The following is a 21,614-nucleotide window of genomic DNA, read 5'->3' on the forward strand; positions in this document are numbered from 1 at the left end:
CGGTCGGGAACTGTCGCGCCCGGCGGGACCGGCAGCCAAGACTGGTGGACCGGGGCCCCGGCCCGCCCCCGGAACTCCCCCAGCAGCGACCCCAGTACGGCCGGTCCGCGAGACGCCCGGGCCGCGGGCATGCCGACACGACGGCGGGCGCCCACCAGGGGCGCCCGCCGCATCGTGCGGTGTGGTGTGGTCCGGTCTAGGCGGAGCGGGGGACGGTCTCGCCGTGCGGTGCCGGGCCGGTGGCCAGGGCCCGGGTCAGTTCGGCCCGTTTGGCGATGCCGAGCTTGGCGTAGGCCTGGCTGAGGTGCCATTCCACCGTCTTGACGGTGACGAACAGCGCCTGTGAGATCTCCCGGTTGCTGAGCCCTGCCGCGGCTTTGTGCGCGACTCTCTCCTCGGCGGGTGTCAGCGGTGCTCTCTGCTGCGGGCCGCTCCTGACCTGGCGGACTCCGGCCAGGCGCAACTCGGCGCGGGCCGTGTCCTCCAGTACGGAGGCGCCGATGGCCTGGGCCATGTCCATTCCGGCCGTGAGGCGGCCGCGGGCCGCGCCGCGCCGGCCCTGCCGCCGCAGCGCCGCGCCGAGCGCGACCAGGACGCGCGCCCGTTCCAGCAGGTAGGGCGTGGGCGCGAGGAGCCGGTCGGCGTTCTCCAGCATCTCCAGTCCTTCCTCTCCCCCGGCGATCTCGCCGTGTGTGCGCAGGGCGGCGGCCAGCGGGCGGACGGCGCCGAAGGCCCGGGCGCGCTCGGTGACGTCGGCGGCGAGTTTGCGGGCCGCCCGCGGTCCGGTGGTGATGGCCAGGGCCCGCGCCGCGTCCGACAGGTACTCCGAGGACGCGGACGGGTACAGCCAGCCCTCCTGTCCGGCCTGGTCACGGCATTCAGTGAGCTCCCGCAGCCCGTCCTCGAAGCGGTCCTGCCGGATGCGCAGCCGCACGCGCGCGATCCGCAGCGGAACGGACAGCGCCGACTGCGGCAGAGGTCCGGTCAGCCCGGTCCGGCACAGGGTGTCCTCGGCTTCCTGGAGCTGGTCGGTCTCGATGAGGCAGTGGGTGAGTACGGCGGCGGCCAGCGGCACGCAGGCGAGCGTCAGCGAACAGCACTCCTGTTGCTGCAGCAGTCGCCGTGCGCCGGCCTCGGCCTCCGCGAGCCGGCCGGTGTCGAGCAGTACTCCACCGAGCAGGCTCGTCGCCGTGGCCGCGGCGAGCAGCTGCCCCGCGTCGGACGCCTTGCGGGCGGCCTCGCGCAGCACTTTCTCGGCCTGCTCCGCCTCGTCGCACTGGGCGAGGGTCCAGGCCGCGACCGCCGTGTCGGTGAGTTCCGTGTCCTCGCCGTACGATGCCGCCTCGTCGGCGATCGCGGCGGCGGCCAGCCGTGCCACCCGGTGGACCGGGCGCCCGCGTGACAGCGCCTCGATGGCCGCGTGCGCGCGCGGCGCGGCGGTGGCGGTCGGCAGACGGGGCAGGGTCGACGCACGCCGGCCGGGAGCGATGCGGGCCACCACCGCGGCCATGCTGCGTACGGCCTGCTCGGCGGGCTCGTTCCCGTCGGGCCGGGCGGGGCCCGGTTCCGCCAGCAGGGTGAGTGCCTCGTCGTAGCGGCCCGACGCGGTCAGTGCCAGGCCCAGTTCGAGGCGGAGCCGGCTTCTGAAGGCCGGTTCGTGGGTGCGGCGCAGGGCTTCGCGGAGGTGCTCGATCGCCGAGGACTGCCGGGCGCGCAACTCGGCCGACCCCAACTGCCCCAGTATCCACGGGTCGTGCTCGGCGCTGGAGTCGGCCAGTGCCCGGCGCAGGTACCGGGTGGCGTCCGCCGGTGACGCCCGGCGCATGGCCTCGACGGCGGCGGCCCGCAGGGTCCTGACGGTCCAGGCGTCGCAGGCGGGTTCGGTACGGCACAGGTGTTCCGCGACCGTGGCGAGGTCGACGCCGGCGGTGTGCAGCGAGTGGGCGGAGCGCCGGTGGGCGCGGCTGCGCGCGTCCGCCGACATCTGCGCGTACACGACCTGCCGTACGACGGGACGCCGGAAGGTGTACGGCACCCCGGGGTTGAGCAGGTCGGCCTCGCGCAGGGCGTTCGCGGCGTCGTGGGCGACGCCGTTGTCCAGCGCGGCCGTCGCCGCGCAGTGCCGGGGGTCCGCGTCGTCACCGAGGACGGCCACGGCTTCGGCGAGGCCGCGTGCGGAGGGCGGCAGTTGCTGGAAGCGGCTGGCCACTTCCTTGGCGATGCGGGCGGGCGCGAGGCTGAGGATCTCGTCGGCGGCCGGCTGCTCGGCGGTGATGCCGCGGCGGCGCATCTCGTCGAGCAGTTCCGTCAGGTGGGAGGGGTTGCCGTGGCTGGCGACGAGGCAGGCCTCGGTCACGTCGTCGTGGGGTGTGCCGCCGAGCCGTACGGTGATGGCCTCGCGTACCGCGTCCCTGCCGAGCGGGTCGAGCACGGCGTGCCGGGCGAGCGGGGAGCGGCTGGCGGACAGGAGCAGTTCCTGGGCTTCGCCGGGCACGTCGGGGGCGCTGGTGAGCACGAGCAGGACGCCGCTGCCCTCCAGCCGGTTGACGAGGTAGTTGACGAACCGCAGCGAGGCGGTGTCCGAGTAGTGGGCGTCATCGATGAGCAGCATCAGGGGAGCAGAGGCGGACAGGTTTCTGCAGAGCCAGTAGAGCCCGTGCAGGACGCGGTAGAGCCCCCCGTCCTCCTGGGGCGTCGAGCTGATGCCGTCGGGATCGGCGTAGTCGAAGATGCTGCCGGCGAGAGCCGCGGGGCCGGCGAGCAGGTCGTCCTGGTCGGTGCGTCCTGTGGCGTTGAGGCAGTGTTCGAAGAGTTGGCGGACGACGACCCAGGCGAACCCCCGCTCCAGCGCGCCCGCCCGCGCCTGGAGCACCTGTAACCCTTCCTTCTCGGCCTCCTGGCGCGCGGCCGCGAGCAGTAGCGTCTTGCCCGCTCCGCGGCCCCCCTCGAAGACGACGAACGCGCCGTCCCCGCCGCGCGCCTGCCGCACCCCCGCCCGTATGAGGTCCATTTCGCGATCACGTTCCAGAAGCAGGAATTCCTGCATTGCCACACCCCTTGGTGGAAAGTCGAGAGACTGGAAAGGTTCCAGAAAAGGGAAAGCGCGCAGAGAATCTGCGCCTTTTTGGTGTGTGGCTTTTCTGTTGTGGTCTTGGCGGTCGTGACACATTCCCCCGTCCTCATGACGTCTCGCCGATCAGGACTGATTCACAAGTTAACACATGACGCCACCGCGAGCGCTGCACGAAGCAGCGTTAAGGAAGCGTCAAAATCACCTTCCCAATATGGCCAAGGAGGCCGGAAAGTGGCATTGCCACCCCTTGTCCTGGCCGACAAGGGGTGGCTCGATCCTTTTGACCGGATCAGGCGGGACTCAGAAAGACCGGAAGCTTGTCGAAGCCCACCATTTGCGGCGGGATCGCCCAGGCGAGGTCGCCGTCCCGGTCGACGGCGATCTCCTTGAACCGGTCGAACAGGACGTTCAGGACCAGCCTGGTCTCCAGCCGGCCCAGGGCGTTTCCGATGCAGTGGTGGGTGCCGAACCCGAATCCGAAGTGCCGGCCCTCGCTGCGCCGGTGGATGTCGAAGGCCTCGGGGTCGGGGAACTGCCGTTCGTCGCGGTTCGCCGAGCAGAAACTGGCGGCGACGTGCTGGTTCTCCGGGATGACGACCCCGGCCAGCTCCACCTCCCGGGTCGAGGCCCGCAGGCCCGTGGTGATCGGGGGCCGGTGCCGCAGCACCTCCTCGACGGCCTGCGGAATCAGGTCGCGGTTGGCCCGCAGCTCCGCCTGTGCGCCGGGATTCAGGTCCAGCAGATCGACCGCGTTGGCAATGGTCATGGTCGTGCTGATATGACCGCCGGCGAACATCACATTCGCGAAGTTGACCGTCTCGTCCTCGGTCAGCCGGTCGCCGTCGAGTTCCGCGTTGGCGAGCCGGGTGAGCATGTCGTCGGTGTTCTTATTCTTGCGTTCACGCACCCGTTCACGCAGGTATGAAATCGCTTCCTGCTGGAGTTCGCCGAGCGCCTCCAGGTACCCTTCCTGCGCCATTTCCTCCGGGGTCACGTTCATGACCTTGCGGGCCCAGTCGTAGAAGAGGACGCGGTCTTCGGCCGGCAGGCCGAGAATCTCCAGGATTACGGCGATGGGCACGGTGTAGGCGAGGTCGGCCACCAGGTCCACCTGGCCGCGGTCGGCGATCTCGTCCACGATCTCGTGGGTCAGCCGGACGATCGCCGGCTCGTAGGCCGCGATCGATGCGGGAGTGAACGCCGTGCTGAGGATCTGACGCACTCGGGTGTGCCGCGGCGGGTCCATCTGCGGCAGGCTCTCCAGCCCGGACTCGGGGAAGCCCATGCGGTGCATTTCGGACGAGTACGTACCCGGGGTCGTCAGGACGTGCCGGGCATCGGCGTACCGGTACACCACCCACCAGCCGGTGGTGGGGTCCCGGTGCACGGGATGCTCGTCGCGCATCATGCGGTACCAGTCGTAGATCGCCGGGTCGTTCACGTTGGGCTGCGGCGCGATCTCGATGTCTGTCGTGGACACCCCATCACCTTTTTTCCTGGCAGGCGGGTCGGTCGTTGCAGCCTTGCGAGGAGGCCCTGGAACGCACACTGGGGTATCCCCCAGCACCCACCCCAGAGCCTCGTGCCCGACCTCGCCCACCGGGGACTCAGCTGTTGATGTCCCGCTGGTTGAACCGCCGCACGCCGAGGCCGAACAGCAGCCCCGAGGCCACCACGAGCACCAGCACGTCCGTCCACTGGAAGCCGTGCCGCAGCGGTTCGCCGCCGATGTAGTAGTGGAAGGGCGACACGTACGCGAGCCAGTCGGCGCCGAGCTGGCCGGCGAAGGTGTGCAGGGTGTAGGACACCACGCCGACCACGGCACTCGTCACCAGGACGACCGCCTTGCGGCCGATCGCCGCGCCCAGGCCGATGGCGAGCGCGCCGAACAGCACCGCCAGCAGGGCCAGGTGGAAGCACTGGGCGAGGAACTCCAGCGGGGTGATGCTGGTCAGCTCGGAGCCGTTGCGGATGGCCAGCAGACCGAGCCAGACCAGCGCCGCGATGGCGAACGCGCCGGCGATCAGCGCCCCGAAGCGCTGGACCGCGAGCTGTGTGCGCGTGATGGGGTGGGCGAGGAGCAGGTCGAGCTGGCCCGACTCCTCCTCGGCGGCCACGGCACGGGTGCCCGCGGTCACGCCGTAGATCATGGCGAGCAGCGGGAGGATGACGCCGAACACGCTGGCGTGCAGGTAACCCGCGGCGCTCTGGTCGATGTTCAGCCCCTCGCGCAGGGCTTCGGGCAGGTTCGCGGTGTTCTCGCGCTGCGACGGATACGTGCTGGCGTACACCATGCCGACCACCGCCGTCCCGACCGCCCAGCCGGTCAGGCTCCGTCGGCTGTCGGAGAGGTACTTGGTGAGGATAGCGGCGCTCATCGGAAGTCCTTTGTCCTTTCGGTACGGTTCTCGAGCGGCGACGGCGACGCCGTCAGGCGGCGGGTGCCGTCTCGGTACGGGGCGCGTCCTGGGCGCCCGCGTAGTAGCTGTGGAACAGTTCCTCAAGGGCCGGTTCGGTGGCGCGCAGGCTGGTGACGGTGTACTGGGCGAGGGCCTTGACGAGGGCGTCCGGGCTGCCGGAGATCTGGCCGGTGAGCGTGGTGCCTTCGGTGTCGAGGCTGAGCCGGTCGGCGCCGGGCACGCGCGCGAACGCCTCGGCCGGCACCGGCGTCTCGAAGGTGACCTCGATGTCGCGGACGGCCCCGGTGCGCAGGTTGGCCACGGTGTCGAGGGCGGCGAGACGGCCGTCGCGGATGATGCCGACCCGGTCGGCGACCGCCTCGACCTCGCTCATGATGTGGCTCGACATGAAGACGGTCTGACCGGCGTCCCGGGCCTCGGCCACCATGTCGAGGAACGTCTGCTGCACCAGCGGGTCGAGCCCGGAACTGGGCTCGTCGAGCACGAGCAGCTCCGGCGTGTGCATGAAGGCCTGGACGAGGCCGACCTTCTGCCGGTTGCCCTTGGAGAGCTTCTTGATCCTGGTGGTCTGGTCGAGGCCGAGCCGCTCGGCGAGCTCGTCGATGCGCGCCTCGGGCACACCACCGCGCAGGGCGGCCAGGAAGCGCAGATAGCTGCGGACGTTCTGGCGGCCGTCGCACACGAAGTCACCGGCCAGGTAGCCGACCCGGCGGCGCAGTTCCACACCGTCCTCCAGCGGACGCAGTCCGAGCACCGTCGCCCGGCCCGACGTGGGCCGGATGAGGTCGAGCAGCAGCCGGATGGTGGTGGACTTGCCGGCTCCGTTCGGACCGAGGTAGCCGAACACTTCGCCCCGCCGCACGTCGAGGGTGAGGTCGACCAGGCCGCGGCGCGTGCCATAGGTCTTGGTGAGCTCCCGGAGCTCGATCACGTTCTCCATGATTGCAACATAGCGAACGTTCAGAGATCTGTAAACGCTTTGAGTTTTCGAGGCGCTCGGTATGATAAGAACTCGTCAAGAGGAGGGCATTGATGGACGAGAGGGACACCCAGCTGCGAGAATGCGCGGAGCGGCTCGCGCTGACGCTCGCCCAGAGCGGCATGCAGAGGACCACTGCCCGGGTGATGACCGCGTTGCTGTTCACCCAGCAGGAGACGCTGACCGCCGCCGACCTCTGCGAGGAGCTGAAGATCAGCAGCGGCGCGGTCTCCGGCGCCGTGAACCAGCTCATCCCGACCGGCATGATCGAGCGCGTACCGGCACCCGGCAGCCGCCGCGACCACTACCGTTTCCGCGAACACGCGTGGGCGACCCTGATGGGCAACCAGAACGCCCTGCTGGACAGCATGTGGAACGCCGCGGCCGAGGGCATCAAGGCCGCGGGCCACGACAGCGTCGCCGGCCGCAGGCTCGACGAGATGCAGGACTTCTACGGTTTCATGCAACGCGAGATGGCGGCCCTGATCGACAAGTGGCGTCAGCGGTACGACGCCGGCGAGCGCTGAACCCCCGTCCGGGCCGACGCCCCGCCGCGGCGGATCATCCAGGCCCTCTGGGGACCGGGCGGCGGGAGCGCGGCGGCGGTCGCGGGCCGGTGGGGCGGAATCCCGGGTCGGGGATTGCCACCGCGAGGGAACTGAACCGGGCCACGCCGTGCCGTCAACTGCTCCTGGAAGGCCAGACGTCGGGGCTCCGCGCCGAGGCCCACGGACTGGCCGGCCGTCCAGCCGGAGGAGAACCGCGGGCCTGCGGCCGTTACGACCACTGGTGACCCGGGCTCCCGCACGTCCGGGTGCGAACGTTCCCGGCCGCCCGGGACGCGGTCTCACCGTCGGTTCGGCAGCCGGCCCCTGACCGGCCTGGGCCCGGCGCCCACGGCTGTCGCCCGCGCGCCGGGGACGTGGGTTCAGGTCGTGGCGGTCATGAGTTTCGCGAAGGACGCCATGCAGTCCGGACAGTGGGCCGCACGTTGCGCCTTGGGAGCCTCGACCCGGTGCGCGAGCCGCTGCCCGCACAGGGTGGTGGTCGCCGGTTTCGCCATGACGTGCCATACCAGTGCTTCACCCGGCTTTTCGGAGCCGGCACACATCTCGTACATGATCGGCCTCCCCTCTGGACGCCCTTCTCAGCCCTCATCACACCCCGCGCCGACGGTCCGACGAAGCCGGGGCGGGCCAATCGGGTGACACGCGGGTGGGGCCGCGGGCAGCGCACGGCCGCTGAGGCCGCCGCGCGGCACCCCCTGCGAAGTGGGCAAACGTCCATTGTCGCACCGACCCGATGCCCGGCGGGTCGGTGCGACGGGACGACACCGCCGTCAGCCGTCCCGGACGCCAGGAATCGTCCCCCTCGACGGCCCGCACGAGTCCGTCGCCCAGTCGCCCGACAGCCGCACCGCCCACGTCTCGGGCGGCTTCACCCGCGACGGGTACGGGAACGGCCTCGGCGTCGTCGGCCCGGCGACGGACCGGGTGGCCCGACTCGCCATGGGGAACGGGCCGTTGGGCAGCGCCGTGCCGTAGAGCACGGAGCGGGTCAGGCCCCCGTCACTGGCCCACCCGTCCGTCGACGCACTCGCGCAGCAGGTCGGCGTGCCCGCAGTGCCGGGCGTACTCCTCGATGCGGTGCACCATCAGCTCCCGACCGCGATCCCGTCCCTGCCCACCCGCTCGCCCAGGTCCGGGTGTCCGGCCAGCGCGGTGTCGGTCGCCGCCTGCTCACGCTCCAGGTCGGCGTACGCGGCGTCCACCACGGCCGGGTCGGCGGCAGCGTCCTCGAAGTCCGCGTCGCGGCGGCCGTACAGCTTGGGCAGGGGGTCACCGTCGGTGATCCAGTTGCGCCAGTCCCGTTCCACCTCGGCGAGGTGCCGGACCAGGCCGAGCAGCGACATCGTGGACGGCGGGACCGACCGGCGGGCCAGTTGTTCCGCGTCCAGGCCCTCGCACTTCATCCGCAGGGTCATGCGGTAGCCCGACAGGAAGTCGTCCAGCGTCGCGAGCTCGCCGTCCGGACTGGTGCCTTCCGAGTTGCGGGGGTCGTCCTCCGGGTCGGTCCACATGTCGGGGTAGACGGTGGCCCGGGTCCAGCGTGCGGGTTGGTCACTCATATGCCGCATGGTCCTCCGCGGCGGCCCGGGGCCGCCACACAATTGTTCCTCGCGAGGTGGCGCCGCGGTGGTGCCGGGAAAGGCGCCGGCCGCGCCGGGCCGCCCGACCTGCGGGCCGGGGTGCCGGACCGCACGCTGGTGGCATGGCAAGTGCACAGCCGATCGTGATCTACCCACCCGCCGAGGACGGCGGTCGGCGAGTCCGCGTCGACGGCCACTTCGTCGGGATGGCGTACGGCCTGCTCGACGTCGTCGAGTTCCTGCGCGAGGCCGGCCTGGAGCACGTGGACGAGGACTGGGTGCGGCAGTCCGCTCTGATCGAGTGGCGCGGTCCCCGGACCGGTGAGTGGAACGCCGGCACCCCGAAGTGATCAGTCCCGGCCCGCACCGGCCGGGGCGGGCCGCTGGCCGGCGGCGTCCTCGTCCCCGCGCCACCCGCGCCACCGGGTCGCGGCGACGCCGGCGAGTACGACGGCCGCTCCCGCGACGACACGCAGGCCCGGTTCCTCGTCGAGGACGACCGCGCCGAGGGCCACGGACACGACCGGCAGGAGGTAGCCGACCGTGGCGGCGCTCGTGGCCCCCTCGTCGGCGATGAGCCGGTAGCTCAGGTAGAAGGTGAACCCGGTGCTGAAGATTCCGAGAACGGCGACCGAGGCCACGGCCCGCAGATCGAGGTCCGTGGGCACCGGGCCCTCGATCAGCACGGCCGGCGAGGAGAGCGCCGTCGCGGCGAGGAGTTGCGCCGCCGAGAGCGCGAGCGGCCCGGTGCCCCGGCCGGTGAGCCTGCTGCCCATGTAGGCGAATCCGACGGCGTAGCTCGCCGACGCCCCCAGCAGGACGAGCGCGCCGCCGCTGAGGAGTCCGGTCGCCTGCCAGGGCGCGAAGATCAGGAGGGTCCCGGCGAATCCCAGGACGAGTCCGCCGAGGCGGACCGGGCCGATGGCCCGCTCCGTGCCGACAACCGTGCTGATCAGCACGGACCACAGCGGCGTCGTCGCGTGCAGCACCCCCGCCAGGCCCGAGTCGACCGTCCGCTGGCCGATGGCGAAGAGGAGGAACGGCAGGGCGTTGCAGAAGAAGGCGGCCACGACGAGCCGCCCCCACGTTCCGCGGTCCCGTGGAAGCCGCTGGTGCGCGCCGCGGGTCAGGACCAGCAGGACGGCCGAGCCGAGGGCGGCGCGGGCGAAGGCGATCTGGAAGGGCGTCAGCCCGCTGTTGAGCGCCAGCTCGATCCACAGGAACGCCGAGCCCCACAGCAGGGCGAGTCCGGCCACGCGTATCAGCGGGCCACGTCGGCCTCGGGTCACTTGACGCCTCCGGTTCGGTTCGTTGGCGTTGATGCTGCCGGGGACTTCACAACAGGACAAGCGAAGGGTTCTGCATGACCTTTAAGCTGAGCTACATGCTTGATGTGCGGCGTATGCAGGTCCTCCGGGCGGTCGTCACCAGCGGTTCGATCACGGCGGCGGCCACGAATCTGGGGTACACCCCGTCCGCGGTCAGTCAGCAGGTGGTGGCGCTGGAGAAGCAGGCCGGGATCGCGCTGCTGGAGCGGGTCGGGCGCGGGGGGCGGCCGACGGAGGCGGGTGAGCTGCTCAGCGAGCACGCGGCCGTCATCGGCAGGCAGGTCGCCGAGGCGGAGTCGGCACTGGCGGGGCTGCGGGCCCGTACGACGGGACTGCTGTCGCTCCGCTACTTCGCCACGGCGGGTGCCACGCTCATGGCGCCCGCGCTCGCCCGGCTCCGGCGGGAGCACCCGGACGTGCGGGTGGATCTGCGGATGACGGACCCGCACGACCCGCTGCCCGAGGTGACCGAGGGGCAGGCCGACCTGGCGGTGGTGGTCCGGCCGCGCGGGCAGCCGCACGAGGGCGTCCGCTTCGTGCATCTGCTCGACGATCCGTACCGTGCCGTGCTTCCCGCCGGGCACCGGCTCGCCGCGAAACGGGTGCTGGACCTGACCGACCTCGCCGACGAGCCGTGGGTGCGCAGCGACCGGCCCGGCCCCTGCCTGGACACGGTGGTCGACAGCTGCGCCGCGGCGGGCTTCAGCCCGAACTTCGTGGTGGAGAGCGAGGACTACGCCACGGCGCAGGGTTTCGTCGCCGCCGGTCTCGGTGTCTGTCTCGTCCCGGTCATGGGGCTGGCCGGCCGGCATTCCGACGTCGTGGTGCGCAGGGTGCGCGGGCCCGAACCGGTCAGGGCGATCCAGGCGGCGGTGCGGGAGGCGTCGTTGTCCCGGCCGGCGATCCGTGCCCTGCTGACCGCGCTGCGGGACGTGACCTCACGGTGAGAGCCGGGCAAACGGCCGGGCAGACCGCTGGTCAGCCGCGGCGGGGGCCGGCCAGTCGCTCGGCTTCCTTCGCCGCCTCGCGTGCCTCCCGCTCGGCCCGGGCCAGCGCGTCGGCGGCCGAGCGTTGCCGTTTCCCGGCCTCGTGCCGCTCGCGGCCGACCCGTTCGAGCTCCTCGCGTGCTTCTTCCAGGTGACGTTCGGCGGCGGCGACCCGCTGTTCGGCCTCGTCGTGGCGGTCACGTGCCCGCCGCAGGGACTCCTCGGCGTCCGCGAGGTCCGAACGCCGGTCGCCGAGCTGCCGTTCGGCCGCCTCGGCCGCCTTGCGGGCCCGGGTGAGTTCCTCCTGCCGTCGGCGGCGCCGCTCGGCGAGTTCGTCCTTCGTCCGCCGCTGGGCGGGCCGCGGTGCCGCCTCGGCCGGGGCGGGGCCGGTCCGGGTCCTCTTCACAGGTCCCGTTCCGGCAGGGAAGTGCGACGGCGGTGTGAGGGCGCCCTCCAGGCGGCCGGTGGCCCACCGATCCGCCGCCTCGGGGTCGGTGAGCACCGCCTGCAAGGTCGCTTCGACCTCCTGCTGCACCGCCGCCGACAGGCGCAGCCCCGCGTCCCGGGCCAGCCCGGCTGCTTCGCGCGACAGCGCGGAGACGACCCGCCGGCGCTGCGCGGACAGCTCCTTCAGCCCGGCGGCGTCCAGCGTCCGGTAGGCCTCGCGCAGTTCCCGTCCCAGCTCCAGGAACTGCCGGCTCTCCTCCGGCGCGGACCGCAGCAGCAGGTTCGCCGCCCAGGCCGCCGTGGTGGGGCGCCGTGCGGCGCGGATGCGGCGGGCGTCCTCGGCGCGGCCCGCCGTCCTGGCGGCCACGGCCCGTTCCTCGCGGCGCGCGACGAACTCGGACGGCCGCGTGACGTACAACTCGTCGAGCACCGCCTCGACGTCCCGTTCACCGCCGCGCCCGCGGCCCGCGCCCTTTCGCTGCATGCCCCACAGACTCCCCCGTGCGGCACGGCCCCGCACATCGGACGGCGCCGCCCCCCTCGCGCACTGCGCGGGGCGTGACGGCCGGGCGGCGTCCCCGGCCCGGCCCCGGACCGGGCGGCGGCCGGGCCGAGGACGGTTCCCGACGGTCAGCCCCGCGTCACGGGGCCGTCCCACAGGTTGCACTTGTGGTCCTGCGGGAACGTGGTCCCCGCGGTGATCCCTTCGGGGGCGAGGGTCTGCACCTTCGGGAAGAGGTTCCAGCGCGGGGCGTCCGCGGCGTACGGGACGCCGGTCCTGGCGAAGTTGGTCCAGTAGCCCAGCATCCTGTCGGCGAGGGCGTTCTGGGCGGGGGTGCCCGAGACACCGCCGAAGACGTACCGGATCTCCGAGCCGTGCGGGGCGCCGAGCGGGAAGCCGATGGGCAGGCCGAGGTGGTCCATGGCGTGACGGTCGGCGAACTCGTACTGGTAGGAGCGGGTGTGCTCGGCCATGAGGCGTGCGGTCCGCGACTGGAGGCAGGCGAACTGCGAGTCCGTGAACACCGCGCCCAGCGCCTCGGCGGGCGTGCCGTGGTCCGTGAGCGGGTACCGCGCCAGGACGGCGTCGGCCCGGTCGCCGTAGACGGCGCGCACGGCCACCGGATAGCCCGCCGCGGTCAGTTGCCGACCGGCCAGGTCGTACGTCGTCGCCACCGTGAGCCGGCCCTCGTCGGCGGTGGTGCCCTGCAGGACGGGCACCTGGTGGAAGCGTCCGCTCTCCAGCGCGTCCGTCACCTGCAGCGGCAGCACCTTGCCGTCGACGTTGGGGACCCAGCGTGCCGTGGGGCTCGCCGCGGCGGTGAGCAGTTCGCCGGCCGGCCTGGCGCGCAGGCAGGCCACGTCCGCGCAGCCGAGGGAGTTCGCCCAGGCCGTGCCGTTGGTCTGCTGCGACTCCTGGGTGGGCAGGTCGAAACCGCAGCCCGACTGGGCGACGGCGCGGTGGAACAGGCCGGTCGTGCGGGGCGAGATCAGGTTCTGGCAGACGCTGCCGCCACCCGCCGACTCGCCGAAGATCGTGACGTTGCCGGGGTCGCCGCCGAACGCCGCGATGTTCTCCCGCACCCAGCGCAGCGCCGCCTGCTGGTCGAGCAGCCCGTAGTTGCCGGACAGGCCCAGCGGCGACTCGGCTGCCAGGCCCGGATGGGCGAAGTAACCGAACGCGCCGAGACGGTAGTTGAAGTTGACGACGACCACGTCGCCCTTGGCGGCGAGGGTGCCGCCGTCGTAGAACGTCCCGGAGCCGACCGTGAAGCCGCCGCCGTGGATCCACACCATCACCGGCCGCTTCTGCGCGGCACGCTGGGCGGGTGTGTAGACGTTCAGGTAGAGGCAGTCCTCACTGGGGGTGCCGGGGCCCGCCAGGTTGCCCCAGGGGCTGGACTGGACGCGTTGCATGCAGGGGTTGCCGGGCGTGGTGGCGTCCCGGACGCCCGACCAGCGCTCGGGCGGCGCCGGCGGCTTCCAGCGGCGCTGCCCGACGGGCGGGGCGGCGTACGGAATGCCGAGGTACGAGGTGGCGGTCTCCCCCGCCTTCCCGCGCACCTGGCCGTGGCGGGTGGTGGCGGTCGGTCCGTCGGCCGCCGCGGCGGGCACGAGGGCAGTTCCGGCGACCGACAGCAGGAGTGCGCAGATCAGCACCCCCACTCGTCGCGTCCATAACGTTCGGCGGCGAGTCCACGCCAGGTGTGTGGTGAGCGGGCCGGACATCGGCACCTCCATCGGAAGGGGGCGGTAGCAGGCACCGAAGTCTCGTCAGCCGCCGGGGGCGCGGCATCGCGTAAATCACCAGTGTTCGCGCGGTCCGACTCGTCCGGGACGTGTCCGGCGCCCGGCTCGGGCGGCGCCACCCGCCCGACGCGGCCGAAAGGCGGAACCTGATGTCTGCCTCGTGTTCCTATGGGTGAGAATCGCCCTTTGTGCGAAGACAGCCGTCGCCCAAGGACCCGGAGGGAGCGAGCGCGTGGCCGAGGACAGGGGCGAGGAGAGGGAGGCGGGCGGGCCGGACGTGCCCTACATGTCGCTGCTCAATCTGCCGCTCAGCTCCGACCTGGACCGCATCGGCGAGCAGATGCACGCCCTGGCCCGCGCCCAGCGCGACCTCCAGGGTCTGCTGGCCGCCGTGCTCGGCATCAGCAGCGAGCTGGAGCTGCCGTCGGTGCTGCGCAGGATCGTGCGCACCGCGATGGACCTGGTCGGCGCGCGGTACGGGGCGCTGGGCGTGCTGGACGACAAGGGCGAGTTCCTCGCCGAGTTCATCCCCCTCGGCCTCACCTCGCGGGAGCTGGCCGCTCTGTCCGGGGTGGAGCTGCCGCGCGGGAGGGGTCTGCTCGGGCACCTGATCAGTCATCCCGCGCCACTGCGGGTGCGGAACATCGCCGAGCACACCGAGTCGGCAGGCTTCCCTCCCGGGCATCCCCCGATGCGTACGCTGCTCGGCGTCGCCGTCTCCGTGCGCGGCCGGATCTACGGGAACCTGTACCTGTCCGACCGGCGGGACGGGAAGCCGTTCGACGAGCACGACGAGGGCGTGATCCTGGCGCTCGCCGGGACCGCGGGTGTCGCCATCGAAAACGCGCGCCTGTACCAGCAGGTCCGTGCGACCTCCGAGCAGTTCCAGCGCCTGCTGCTGCCCCAGTTGCTCGACCTCACGCCGTTCGAGGCGTGCGCGGTCTACCGGCCGGCCACCGCACCCGGTCATCTCGGCGGCGACTGGTACGACGCCGTGAAGCTGTCCGACGGCTCGTGCGTCGCCGTCATCGGCGACGTCATCGGTCACGACATGCAGGCGGCGGCCGCCATGTCCCAGACGCGCAGCATGCTGCGGGCGTTGTCGTTCGACAGGCGCACCGCGCCCGGCTCAGCGCTGCGCAGGCTGGACCGCATCATGGAGGTGACGGGCGGCCCTCTGATGACCACCGCCTGCGTCGCCCGCATCGAGCCGGCGGGCCCGGACGGGTGGACGCTGCGCTGGAGCAACGCCGGGCACACGCCGCCGCTGCTGCTCCCGCCGGACGGACCGGCGCGCATCCTGGAGGCGGAGCCGGGGCTGCCGCTGGGCGTCGACGCGGCGATGTCCCGGCCCGACCACTCCTGCGACCTGCCGGCGGGCAGCACCGTCGTCCTCTACACGGACGGTCTCGTGGAACGCCACGACAAGCCGCTGGAGTGGGGCCTGGAGACCCTCCTCGCCACCGTGCACGGCCATGCCGGCGCGCCGGTCGAGGAGTTGTGCCGGGCGCTCGCCGACCGTCACCCCGGCGACGGGCACGACGACATGGCCGTCCTCGTGCTGCGCGTCCCGGGGCGCGGGGCATCCGAGACCGTGGCGGGAACGGCCGTGTGAGCCGTCCCCACCACGCGAGGGTTCGCGTGGCGGGGACGGCTCACACCACGGCGGCCGGCCGTCGGGCCTCAGTCCGGCGGAGGTTGCTGTGTCCGCAGCTGTTTCCAGTACCGGTAGACGTGCTCCTCGGCCTCTTCCACGAGGACGGCGGCTTCGCGGCTTTCCGGGTCCCGGGGGCCGTGGTTCGTGGATGCGGGGTAGTCGGCGGTCGGGGTGCGACGCCACGGTGGGCGGGCCGCACTGGGGCCATGCCGCCTGCCGCCCCACCACGAGCGGGCCGAGGCGCGTCGCAGCAGCAGCATCAGGCCGGTGGCCGCGCCCGCGGTCAGCGCGGGCCACGCGTGACGAGCAGACACGATCAGAGCCTTTCGTACGGGTGCGTTGGTGCGGCGGCCACCCGGTGCCGGAGGCCGCCGCACCCGCGTCACTGCTTCTTTCGGCGCAGCAGCATGCCGACGACGAGCAGTGCCGCGCCGGCGGCGATCAGCGCGGTGCGGTTGTCGCGCACCGGTTCGGGGGCCTTGTCCTGCCACACCTGCCCGGCCCGGCCCGCCGTGGCCCTGGCCTGTTCGGCGGCCGCCGCGGCCTTGTCCTTGACCGGCTCGGGAAGCCTGTCCTGCAGGACGTGCGCGGCCTCGGCCGCCTTGGTCCTGGCCTGTCCGGTCAGCTCCGTCGCCTTCGCGGCCGTCTGTTCCTTGAGGGCGAGCGTCTGTTCCCTGACTGCGGCCGCCGTCTCCTGGGCGCGCGCCTTGACGTCCGCCCTGGCGGCCAGCTGCTCGACCGTACCGCCCAGTTCGTGGCGGGTCCGCTCGACCTGCTCGCGCAGTTCCTCGGGGCCTGCGGCGGTGGGTTCGTCGTGGGGCGGCTGGGTCATCGCTGTGCACTCTCCTTCATCCCGGCCGCTTGGGCCGTTCGACGTTGTCGGTGGTCTGCTGCGGTGGCGGGCGAGTACCCCCCGACCGCGCGGTGAGACACCTGGCCCGCCGCCGACTGCCTGCCGTCGGCCCACTTGCCGTCACCTATCGATTTTCGATAGATTTCCATCGTGGCTCGATCGAAGGAGAAACTATGGGCAAGCTGACGGTCCTCGCGCTGCGCGCCGTGCTCGTGGCGCTGCTGGCCGGTTCGGTGTTCGTGCAGGCGGTGATGGTGCCCCTGCTGGCCACGGACCTGGAGGACCTCGACCCGGACGTGGCGCACCTGCGCACCCCGGTCCTGGTGATCACGGTTCTGGGCGTCGTGACGGCCCAGGTCGTCCTGGTCTGCGTCTGGCGGCTGGTGACGATGGTGCGACGCGGAACGGTCTTCTCCCACGCCGCCTTCCGCTACGTGCACATCGTGACCGGCGCCGTCGTGGCGGCGGCCCTCCTGGTGTTCGCGCTCGGGACCGTGCTGGCGCCGGGCGAGGCGGTCGCCCCGGGTGTGGTCCTGCTGATCGGCGGGGTCGGCGTGGCGATCCTGGGGGTCGCGCTCATCGTGCTCGTGCTGCGGATGCTGCTCGCCCAGGCCGTCGCGCGGGACGTGGAGGCGGCGCAGTTGCAGGCCGAACTGTCGGAGGTGATCTGATGCCGATCGCCGTCGACATCGACGTGATGCTGGCCAGGCGGAAGATGTCCGTGGGCGAGCTCGCGGAGCGCGTCGGGATCACGCCCGCCAACCTGGCGGTACTGAAGAACGGCCGCGCCAAGGCGGTGCGCTTCACGACGCTCGCCGCACTGTGCGAGGTGCTGGAGTGCCAGCCGGGCGACCTGCTGCGCTGGGAGGCGGAGGAACCCGGAGCCGCCGAGGACGCCGAGCCGGAGAACGCCACGGCCGGGTGACGTCAGCCGCCGGGACCGGGATCTCGGGTGAGCCGGGCCAGGCGGGCGTCGAGGGGTTGCGCACGTCCGGTGAGGGCTTCCCGGGGGTCCCACCAGCGGATGGCCGCGATCTCCTCGTTGGCCTCGAAGCGCCGGACGCGGGTGGTGCGGCCGGTGAACAGCGCCGCGTACTCGGCCCGGCCGTCCGGCGCGAGGGCGAAGCGGGCGTGGCCGACGAACCGCAGCGGCCCGTCGGCCCGCTGGCCACTCTCCTCGAACAGCTCCCGGACAGCGGCCCGTCGCGAAGACTCCCCCACTTCCCGGCGCCCGCCCGGGAGTTCCCACTGCCCACGGAACCTGTCGAACACCATGACGACACGGCCGCCGTGCCAGAGAGCGACCAACGCGGCCGGCGACGGGGCGTCGCGCGGGGCCGCCCCTTCGTCCCCGCGCAAGAAGGCGACCAACGCGTTGCCCCGGCCGTCGACTTCGAGCGGCGGCGGATGGAAGTCGGACACCAGGTGATGATGCCCCGTTCCGCGCCGCCGGAGTCCGCCCGGCCCGGTACGGCTCGCCCCCTCGCCGCCGCCCGGCCGGTCCGGCCGGGATGCCGACATGGCGTTCGGCAGCATCCCGCCAAGGAGACGGTCATCATCAGATCGGATCAATTCCGGTCCGAATCAACGGCGTTGGTGAACACAATCGCCGGTACCTCGAACGCTGCGGACGAACGGCATCATGATCGCGCAAGATATGCGTATGCACATGTCCCAGTCCGCCGGTGCCGCTCCTGCCGCAGTGCGGCCCGCCGGGCGCGCCCCGCACCCGCGACTCCGCTCCGCACGCACCCCGGAGGAGGCCTTCGACGCGTTGTACGCCCACGCGGCCCCGGCCGCCGTCCATCAGACGTATCTCCTGACCGGGGACCGCGGGCGCGCTTTCGAGTCCGTCGAGCACGCCTTCCACCTGGCCTGGGACCACTGGCCCGAGATCGCCGTCGATCCCGATCCGGTCGGATGGGTGCGGGCGCACGCCCACGAGTACGCCCTGTCGCCCTGGCACCGGTTGCGGCGTACGCCCAAGCGGCGGACCGGGACTCAGCCCGTCGACCCGCTCACCGCGGCCCTGCTCGAACTGCCGCCCCTGTGGCGCCGGACCGTTCTCCTGTGTGAAGGCCTGGGCATGAGCGTGACGCAGGCGGCCGCGGAGACGGCGGCCAGCACCCGGGCCGCGAGCAGCCGGCTGCGGCTGGCGCATGCCCGCATCGCGGAGCGCGTTCCGGAGCTGCGCGATCCGGAGGAGCTGGAGCGGCGGCTCCACGCGCTCGTCTGCACGGTGTCGACGGCGACGCTGCCGAGCGCCCGGTCCGTGCGCACCGGCGGCGAGGAGCGCATGCGCACCCTCACCCGGACGGTGTTCGGCGCGACCGCGGCACTCGCCGGCCTCATCGCCTTCACGGCCGTCACCACCTCGCCCCACCAGGACCCGTCAGCCCCGAACCGGGCCGTCACCACGGTGCGACCGGCCAACCCTTCGCCGCCGTCGGCCCCTTGAGACGCGGGACCGGCGGGAGGCGCACACGCCCCAGCATCAATGGCCGATAAAGCACCCGTCGTAAACCGACGCAAAAGGTGACCTCGCCCCGTGGATCGACGAACGAAACTTTCGCCCTTCCGGCCGACTGTCAATCGGCAGTCGGCCGGGCCATTTTCCACGTCCTCGCCAGTTCACCGGTTCACTCAACTTTCGACAGGAAGCCGAAAGCGGACAACCTCAAGCACCCCGCACCGACCTGTTGTCACGCCCTGACCCCCTTCTTAGCCTGGGAGCGCTCCCACCCATCCGCGCCCTGCCTCCAGGAGGTCTCATGCGCCTGCCCAGACATCGGCCCCGGCTATGGGCGGCGGCGGTCCTCGTCGCCGCGGCCGGCCTCGCCGGCACCACGCTCGTCCCGCAGGCGGACGCCGCCGACAGTCTCGTGACCGCCGTCGCGCAGGCCGAGCCGGGCGTCGAGGACGACGGTGCCGACTGCCCCGTACCCGATCCCGGCTCACCGGCCGCCGACTCCCGGCTTCCCGACCCGTTCAGGAAGCTGGACGGCACGCGGATCTCCACCACGTCCGACTGGCGGTGCCGGCGGGCGGAGATCAAGGAGTTGGCGGAGCGGTCGGTGTACGGCCAGAAGCCCGGCAAGCCCGAGAGCGTGACGGGCACGGTCTCGCGCACCGGCATCACCGTGAACGTCACCCACCGGGGCAGGACCGCGTCCTTCTCGGCGAGCGTCGATCTGCCGAGCGGCACCGGCCCGTTCCCGGCGGTCGTCGTCCTGGGCGGGCTCGGGGCGGACACCGCCACCATCAAGGCCTCGGGTGCGGCGGTCGTCAACTTCGACCCGTACACGGTGGGCAAGGAGGGCACACCGCGCAACAACAAGCAGGGCGCCTTCTACAGCGTCTATGGCTCATCGAGCAGTTCGGGGCTGCTGATGGCGTGGTCGTGGGGCGTGAGCCGCATCATCGACGTCATCGAGCAGTCGGGCGGCAGTGTCCTGCGGGCGGACGCGACCGGGGTCACGGGGTGTTCCCGGTTCGGGAAGGGCGCCTTCGCGGCCGGAGCGTTCGACCAGCGCATCGACCTGACCATGCCGATCGAGTCGGGCAGCGCGGGCACGGGCATCTTCCGCGGGATTCCCGGCGAGAGCGGTGCCCAGCCCTTGAGCAGCGCCTACTCCGAACAGCCGTGGCTGGGCGACGCGTTCGGCTCCTTCACCGGCAATCCCGCCACGCTGCCGGTGGACACCCACGAGGTCGTGGCCATGGTCGCGCCGCGCGGGCTCTTCGTCATGGAGAACCCGCACGTCGACTGGCTGGGCGCCCGGTCCGGGAGCGTCGCGGCCCTGGGCGGCGCCGAGGTCTACAAGGCACTCGGGGCCGGGTCCAACATCTCGTACTGGTCCGACGTCCAGGACGGCACGCACTGCGCCGTCAGGCCCGAGTGGAAGGCACCCCTTCAGCAGAGCATCGCCAGGTTCCTGCGGGACTCGGGCACCGCTCCGGGCGTGTTCCGGGTCTCGCCCGCCAAGGCCGGCAACCTGTCCCAGTGGCGGGACTGGCAGACCCCGACGCTCACCGACTCCGGCACGACCGGCGGTACCACCGGCGGTTCGACCGGAGGCACCACCGGCGGTTCGACCGGAGGCACCACCGGCGGTTCGACCGGAGGCTCCAGTGCGGGCTCGACGTCCGGCGGCAGCACGGGCGGTGGTCCCGGCGAGCCGGGCGCCGTCTGCACCGCGGCCTATCGGACGGTCACCTCGTGGTCCGGCGGCTTCCAGGGCGAGGTGACGGTCCGGAACAACGGCACCGCTGCGCTTGCCGGTTGGACGGTCGGCATGACCCTCGCCTCCGGTCAGTCCATGAGCAGCCTCTGGAACGGTGTGCACACCGGCACCGGCGGATCCGTCACGGTACGCAACACACCATGGAACGGAACCGTCGCGGCCAACGGCACCGTCACGTTCGGCTTCACCGTCAACGGCGGTTCCGCGTCGGCACCGAGCAGCCTCACCTGCGCCAGTCCCTGACCCCGGCCGGACCACCCCCCGCGCCTTCCGCTCCGGCGCCGCAGTCGGCACCGGAGCGGAAGGCAGGTCTCTGCAGTTGCTCTTGCGTCCTGCGGCCCGCGTGCTCCATGGTTGACGCGCGTAACACAGCTCGACCTCAGCCCCAACTCACGTTCCTCCTACAGGAGATCGCATGCTCAGACGCACCGCCCGACTCCTCGCCGCGTTTGTCATGATCATGTCTGGCGCGGTGGTGGGAACCGTCGCGACCGCGGGAACCGCGCACGCCGACGGTTGCTACACCTGGACCCGTACCCTCTCCCAGGGTGCCTCGGGCGCCGATGTCACCCAGCTCCAGATCCGGCTCGGCGGCTACGCCGGTTACGGGACCGTGCTGGCCGTCGACGGCAGCTTCGGCCCGGCCACCTCGGCCGCCCTCAAGCGCTTCCAGTCGGCGTACGGCCTGTCCGCCGACGGCGTCGCGGGGACCAACACCTACAACAAGCTGTACGCCCTCCAGGACGACGACTGCACGCCGATCCACTTCACTTACGCCGAGCTGAACCGCTGCAACTCCGACTGGTCGGGCGGCGCGGTCAGCGCGGCGACGGCCAAGGCCAACGCGCTGCGGACGATGTGGAAGCTGGAGGCCCTGCGGCACGCGCTCGGCGACCAGCCCATCACGGTCACCAGCGGCTTCCGTTCCTACTCCTGCAACAGCGCCGTCGGCGGCTCCAGCAGCAGCCGGCACCTGTACGGCGACGCGGCCGACCTCGGCGCCGGACCGCACTCCCTGTGCACCCTGGCCAAGCAGGCCCGCAACCACGGCTTCAACGGCATCCTCGGCCCGGGCTACCCGGACCACAACGACCACACCCACCTCGACCACCGCAGCAGCCGGTACTGGTCGGCGCCCACCTGCGGCATCTGACCGTCCGACCGCACTTCTGAACAGCGCCGAGCGGGTTCCCCGGGTGAACCGGGGGACCCGCTCACCGCTTTCCGG

Annotated in this window: 20 protein-coding genes and 2 pseudogenes; 10 read left to right on the top strand and 12 right to left on the bottom strand. The window is 72.2% G+C overall.

All coding sequences use genetic code 11. The annotated features are described in order from the left end of the window. Positions 1-196: 196 nt before the first annotated feature. The 4 genes from QC282_RS02355 to QC282_RS02370 form a co-directional block, all read right to left on the bottom strand. Complete coding sequence (locus QC282_RS02355; protein WP_336621055.1) at positions 197-3,169, bottom strand: AAA family ATPase; 2,973 nt, start codon at positions 3,167-3,169, stop codon at positions 197-199. A 193-nt stretch (positions 3,170-3,362) separates the two neighbouring features. Beyond that, a complete protein-coding gene (locus tag QC282_RS02360; protein ID WP_279547459.1) occupies positions 3,363-4,553 on the bottom strand; it encodes a cytochrome P450 in 1,191 nt (396 codons plus the stop codon). A gap of 127 nt (positions 4,554-4,680) precedes the next feature. Continuing rightward, on the bottom strand, positions 4,681-5,451 hold the full coding sequence (locus QC282_RS02365; RefSeq protein WP_279547460.1) for an ABC transporter permease subunit: 771 nt from the start codon (positions 5,449-5,451) through the stop codon (positions 4,681-4,683). A gap of 52 nt (positions 5,452-5,503) precedes the next feature. Further along, positions 5,504-6,433 (bottom strand): ABC transporter ATP-binding protein, encoded by a 930-nt coding sequence (locus QC282_RS02370; RefSeq protein ID WP_279547461.1) that lies wholly within the window; start codon positions 6,431-6,433, stop codon positions 5,504-5,506. Positions 6,434-6,525: 92 nt separating this feature from the next. On the opposite strand from QC282_RS02370, the gene QC282_RS02375 reads away from it, so the two are divergent. Beyond that, positions 6,526-6,999: a helix-turn-helix domain-containing protein gene (locus QC282_RS02375; protein ID WP_279547462.1), complete on the top strand. Its 474-nt coding sequence runs from the start codon at positions 6,526-6,528 to the stop codon at positions 6,997-6,999. Between the two features lie 401 nt (positions 7,000-7,400). On the opposite strand, the gene QC282_RS02380 is transcribed toward QC282_RS02375, so the two are convergent. Next, positions 7,401-7,592: a hypothetical protein gene (locus tag QC282_RS02380; protein WP_279547463.1), complete on the bottom strand. Its 192-nt coding sequence runs from the start codon at positions 7,590-7,592 to the stop codon at positions 7,401-7,403. A 241-nt stretch (positions 7,593-7,833) separates the two neighbouring features. Here QC282_RS02380 and QC282_RS02385 point away from each other — a divergent pair. Continuing rightward, positions 7,834-8,016 (top strand): annotated as a pseudogene (locus QC282_RS02385) (hypothetical protein); the annotation flags it as partial. A gap of 24 nt (positions 8,017-8,040) precedes the next feature. On the opposite strand, the pseudogene QC282_RS02390 reads toward QC282_RS02385, so the two are convergent. Then, positions 8,041-8,609 (bottom strand): annotated as a pseudogene (locus tag QC282_RS02390) (DUF664 domain-containing protein). A gap of 134 nt (positions 8,610-8,743) precedes the next feature. Between QC282_RS02390 and QC282_RS02395 the strand changes: the two are divergent. After that, entirely contained in the window at positions 8,744-8,971 is a 228-nt protein-coding gene (locus QC282_RS02395; protein ID WP_279547464.1) for a hypothetical protein, read from the top strand. Here the strand turns inward: QC282_RS02395 and QC282_RS02400 are convergent, their stop codons facing one another. After that, positions 8,972-9,877: a DMT family transporter gene (locus QC282_RS02400; protein WP_279547465.1), complete on the bottom strand. Its 906-nt coding sequence runs from the start codon at positions 9,875-9,877 to the stop codon at positions 8,972-8,974. A gap of 128 nt (positions 9,878-10,005) precedes the next feature. Here QC282_RS02400 and QC282_RS02405 point away from each other — a divergent pair, with 128 nt between their 5' ends. Then, a complete protein-coding gene (locus QC282_RS02405) occupies positions 10,006-10,896 on the top strand; it encodes a LysR family transcriptional regulator (RefSeq protein ID WP_279547466.1) in 891 nt (296 codons plus the stop codon). Between the two features lie 31 nt (positions 10,897-10,927). Here QC282_RS02405 and QC282_RS02410 read toward each other — a convergent pair whose 3' ends face one another. Together QC282_RS02410 and QC282_RS02415 are read right to left on the bottom strand one after the other, a co-directional pair. Beyond that, positions 10,928-11,866: a hypothetical protein gene (locus QC282_RS02410; RefSeq protein ID WP_279547467.1), complete on the bottom strand. Its 939-nt coding sequence runs from the start codon at positions 11,864-11,866 to the stop codon at positions 10,928-10,930. Positions 11,867-12,012: 146 nt separating this feature from the next. Continuing rightward, positions 12,013-13,548, bottom strand: a complete 1,536-nt coding sequence (locus QC282_RS02415; protein WP_279547468.1) for a carboxylesterase family protein — start codon at positions 13,546-13,548, stop codon at positions 12,013-12,015. 370 nt (positions 13,549-13,918) lie between these two features. On the opposite strand from QC282_RS02415, the gene QC282_RS02420 reads away from it, so the two are divergent. After that, positions 13,919-15,247: a SpoIIE family protein phosphatase gene (locus tag QC282_RS02420; protein ID WP_279547510.1), complete on the top strand. Its 1,329-nt coding sequence runs from the start codon at positions 13,919-13,921 to the stop codon at positions 15,245-15,247. A 68-nt stretch (positions 15,248-15,315) separates the two neighbouring features. On the opposite strand, the gene QC282_RS02425 is transcribed toward QC282_RS02420, so the two are convergent. Both QC282_RS02425 and QC282_RS02430 read right to left on the bottom strand, forming a co-directional pair. Further along, entirely contained in the window at positions 15,316-15,603 is a 288-nt protein-coding gene (locus tag QC282_RS02425; RefSeq protein ID WP_279547469.1) for a hypothetical protein, read from the bottom strand. Positions 15,604-15,671: 68 nt separating this feature from the next. Beyond that, complete coding sequence (locus QC282_RS02430) at positions 15,672-16,121, bottom strand: DUF3618 domain-containing protein (protein WP_279547470.1); 450 nt, start codon at positions 16,119-16,121, stop codon at positions 15,672-15,674. Between the two features lie 194 nt (positions 16,122-16,315). Between QC282_RS02430 and QC282_RS02435 the strand changes: the two genes are divergently transcribed. Next, positions 16,316-16,813, top strand: coding sequence for a DUF2975 domain-containing protein (locus tag QC282_RS02435; protein WP_279547471.1), 498 nt, complete (start codon positions 16,316-16,318; stop codon positions 16,811-16,813). Continuing rightward, on the top strand, positions 16,813-17,067 hold the full coding sequence (locus QC282_RS02440; protein ID WP_279547472.1) for a helix-turn-helix transcriptional regulator: 255 nt from the start codon (positions 16,813-16,815) through the stop codon (positions 17,065-17,067). Before QC282_RS02435 ends, QC282_RS02440 begins: the two co-directional genes overlap by 1 nt. A gap of 2 nt (positions 17,068-17,069) precedes the next feature. Here the strand turns inward: QC282_RS02440 and QC282_RS02445 are convergent, their stop codons facing one another. Next, complete coding sequence (locus tag QC282_RS02445; protein WP_279547473.1) at positions 17,070-17,564, bottom strand: NUDIX hydrolase; 495 nt, start codon at positions 17,562-17,564, stop codon at positions 17,070-17,072. A 241-nt stretch (positions 17,565-17,805) separates the two neighbouring features. Here QC282_RS02445 and QC282_RS02450 point away from each other — a divergent pair, with 241 nt between their 5' ends. From QC282_RS02450 to QC282_RS02460, 3 genes are all read left to right on the top strand, one after another. Further along, on the top strand, positions 17,806-18,600 hold the full coding sequence (locus tag QC282_RS02450; RefSeq protein WP_279547474.1) for a hypothetical protein: 795 nt from the start codon (positions 17,806-17,808) through the stop codon (positions 18,598-18,600). Positions 18,601-18,913: 313 nt separating this feature from the next. Beyond that, positions 18,914-20,629: a cellulose-binding domain-containing protein gene (locus QC282_RS02455; RefSeq protein ID WP_279547475.1), complete on the top strand. Its 1,716-nt coding sequence runs from the start codon at positions 18,914-18,916 to the stop codon at positions 20,627-20,629. 172 nt (positions 20,630-20,801) lie between these two features. After that, a complete protein-coding gene (locus QC282_RS02460) occupies positions 20,802-21,539 on the top strand; it encodes a D-Ala-D-Ala carboxypeptidase family metallohydrolase (RefSeq protein ID WP_279547476.1) in 738 nt (245 codons plus the stop codon). Positions 21,540-21,614: the final 75 nt, after the last annotated feature.

Source organism: Streptomyces sp. DH24, assembly GCF_029813775.1.
Taxonomy (GTDB): Bacteria; Actinomycetota; Actinomycetes; order Streptomycetales; family Streptomycetaceae; genus Streptomyces.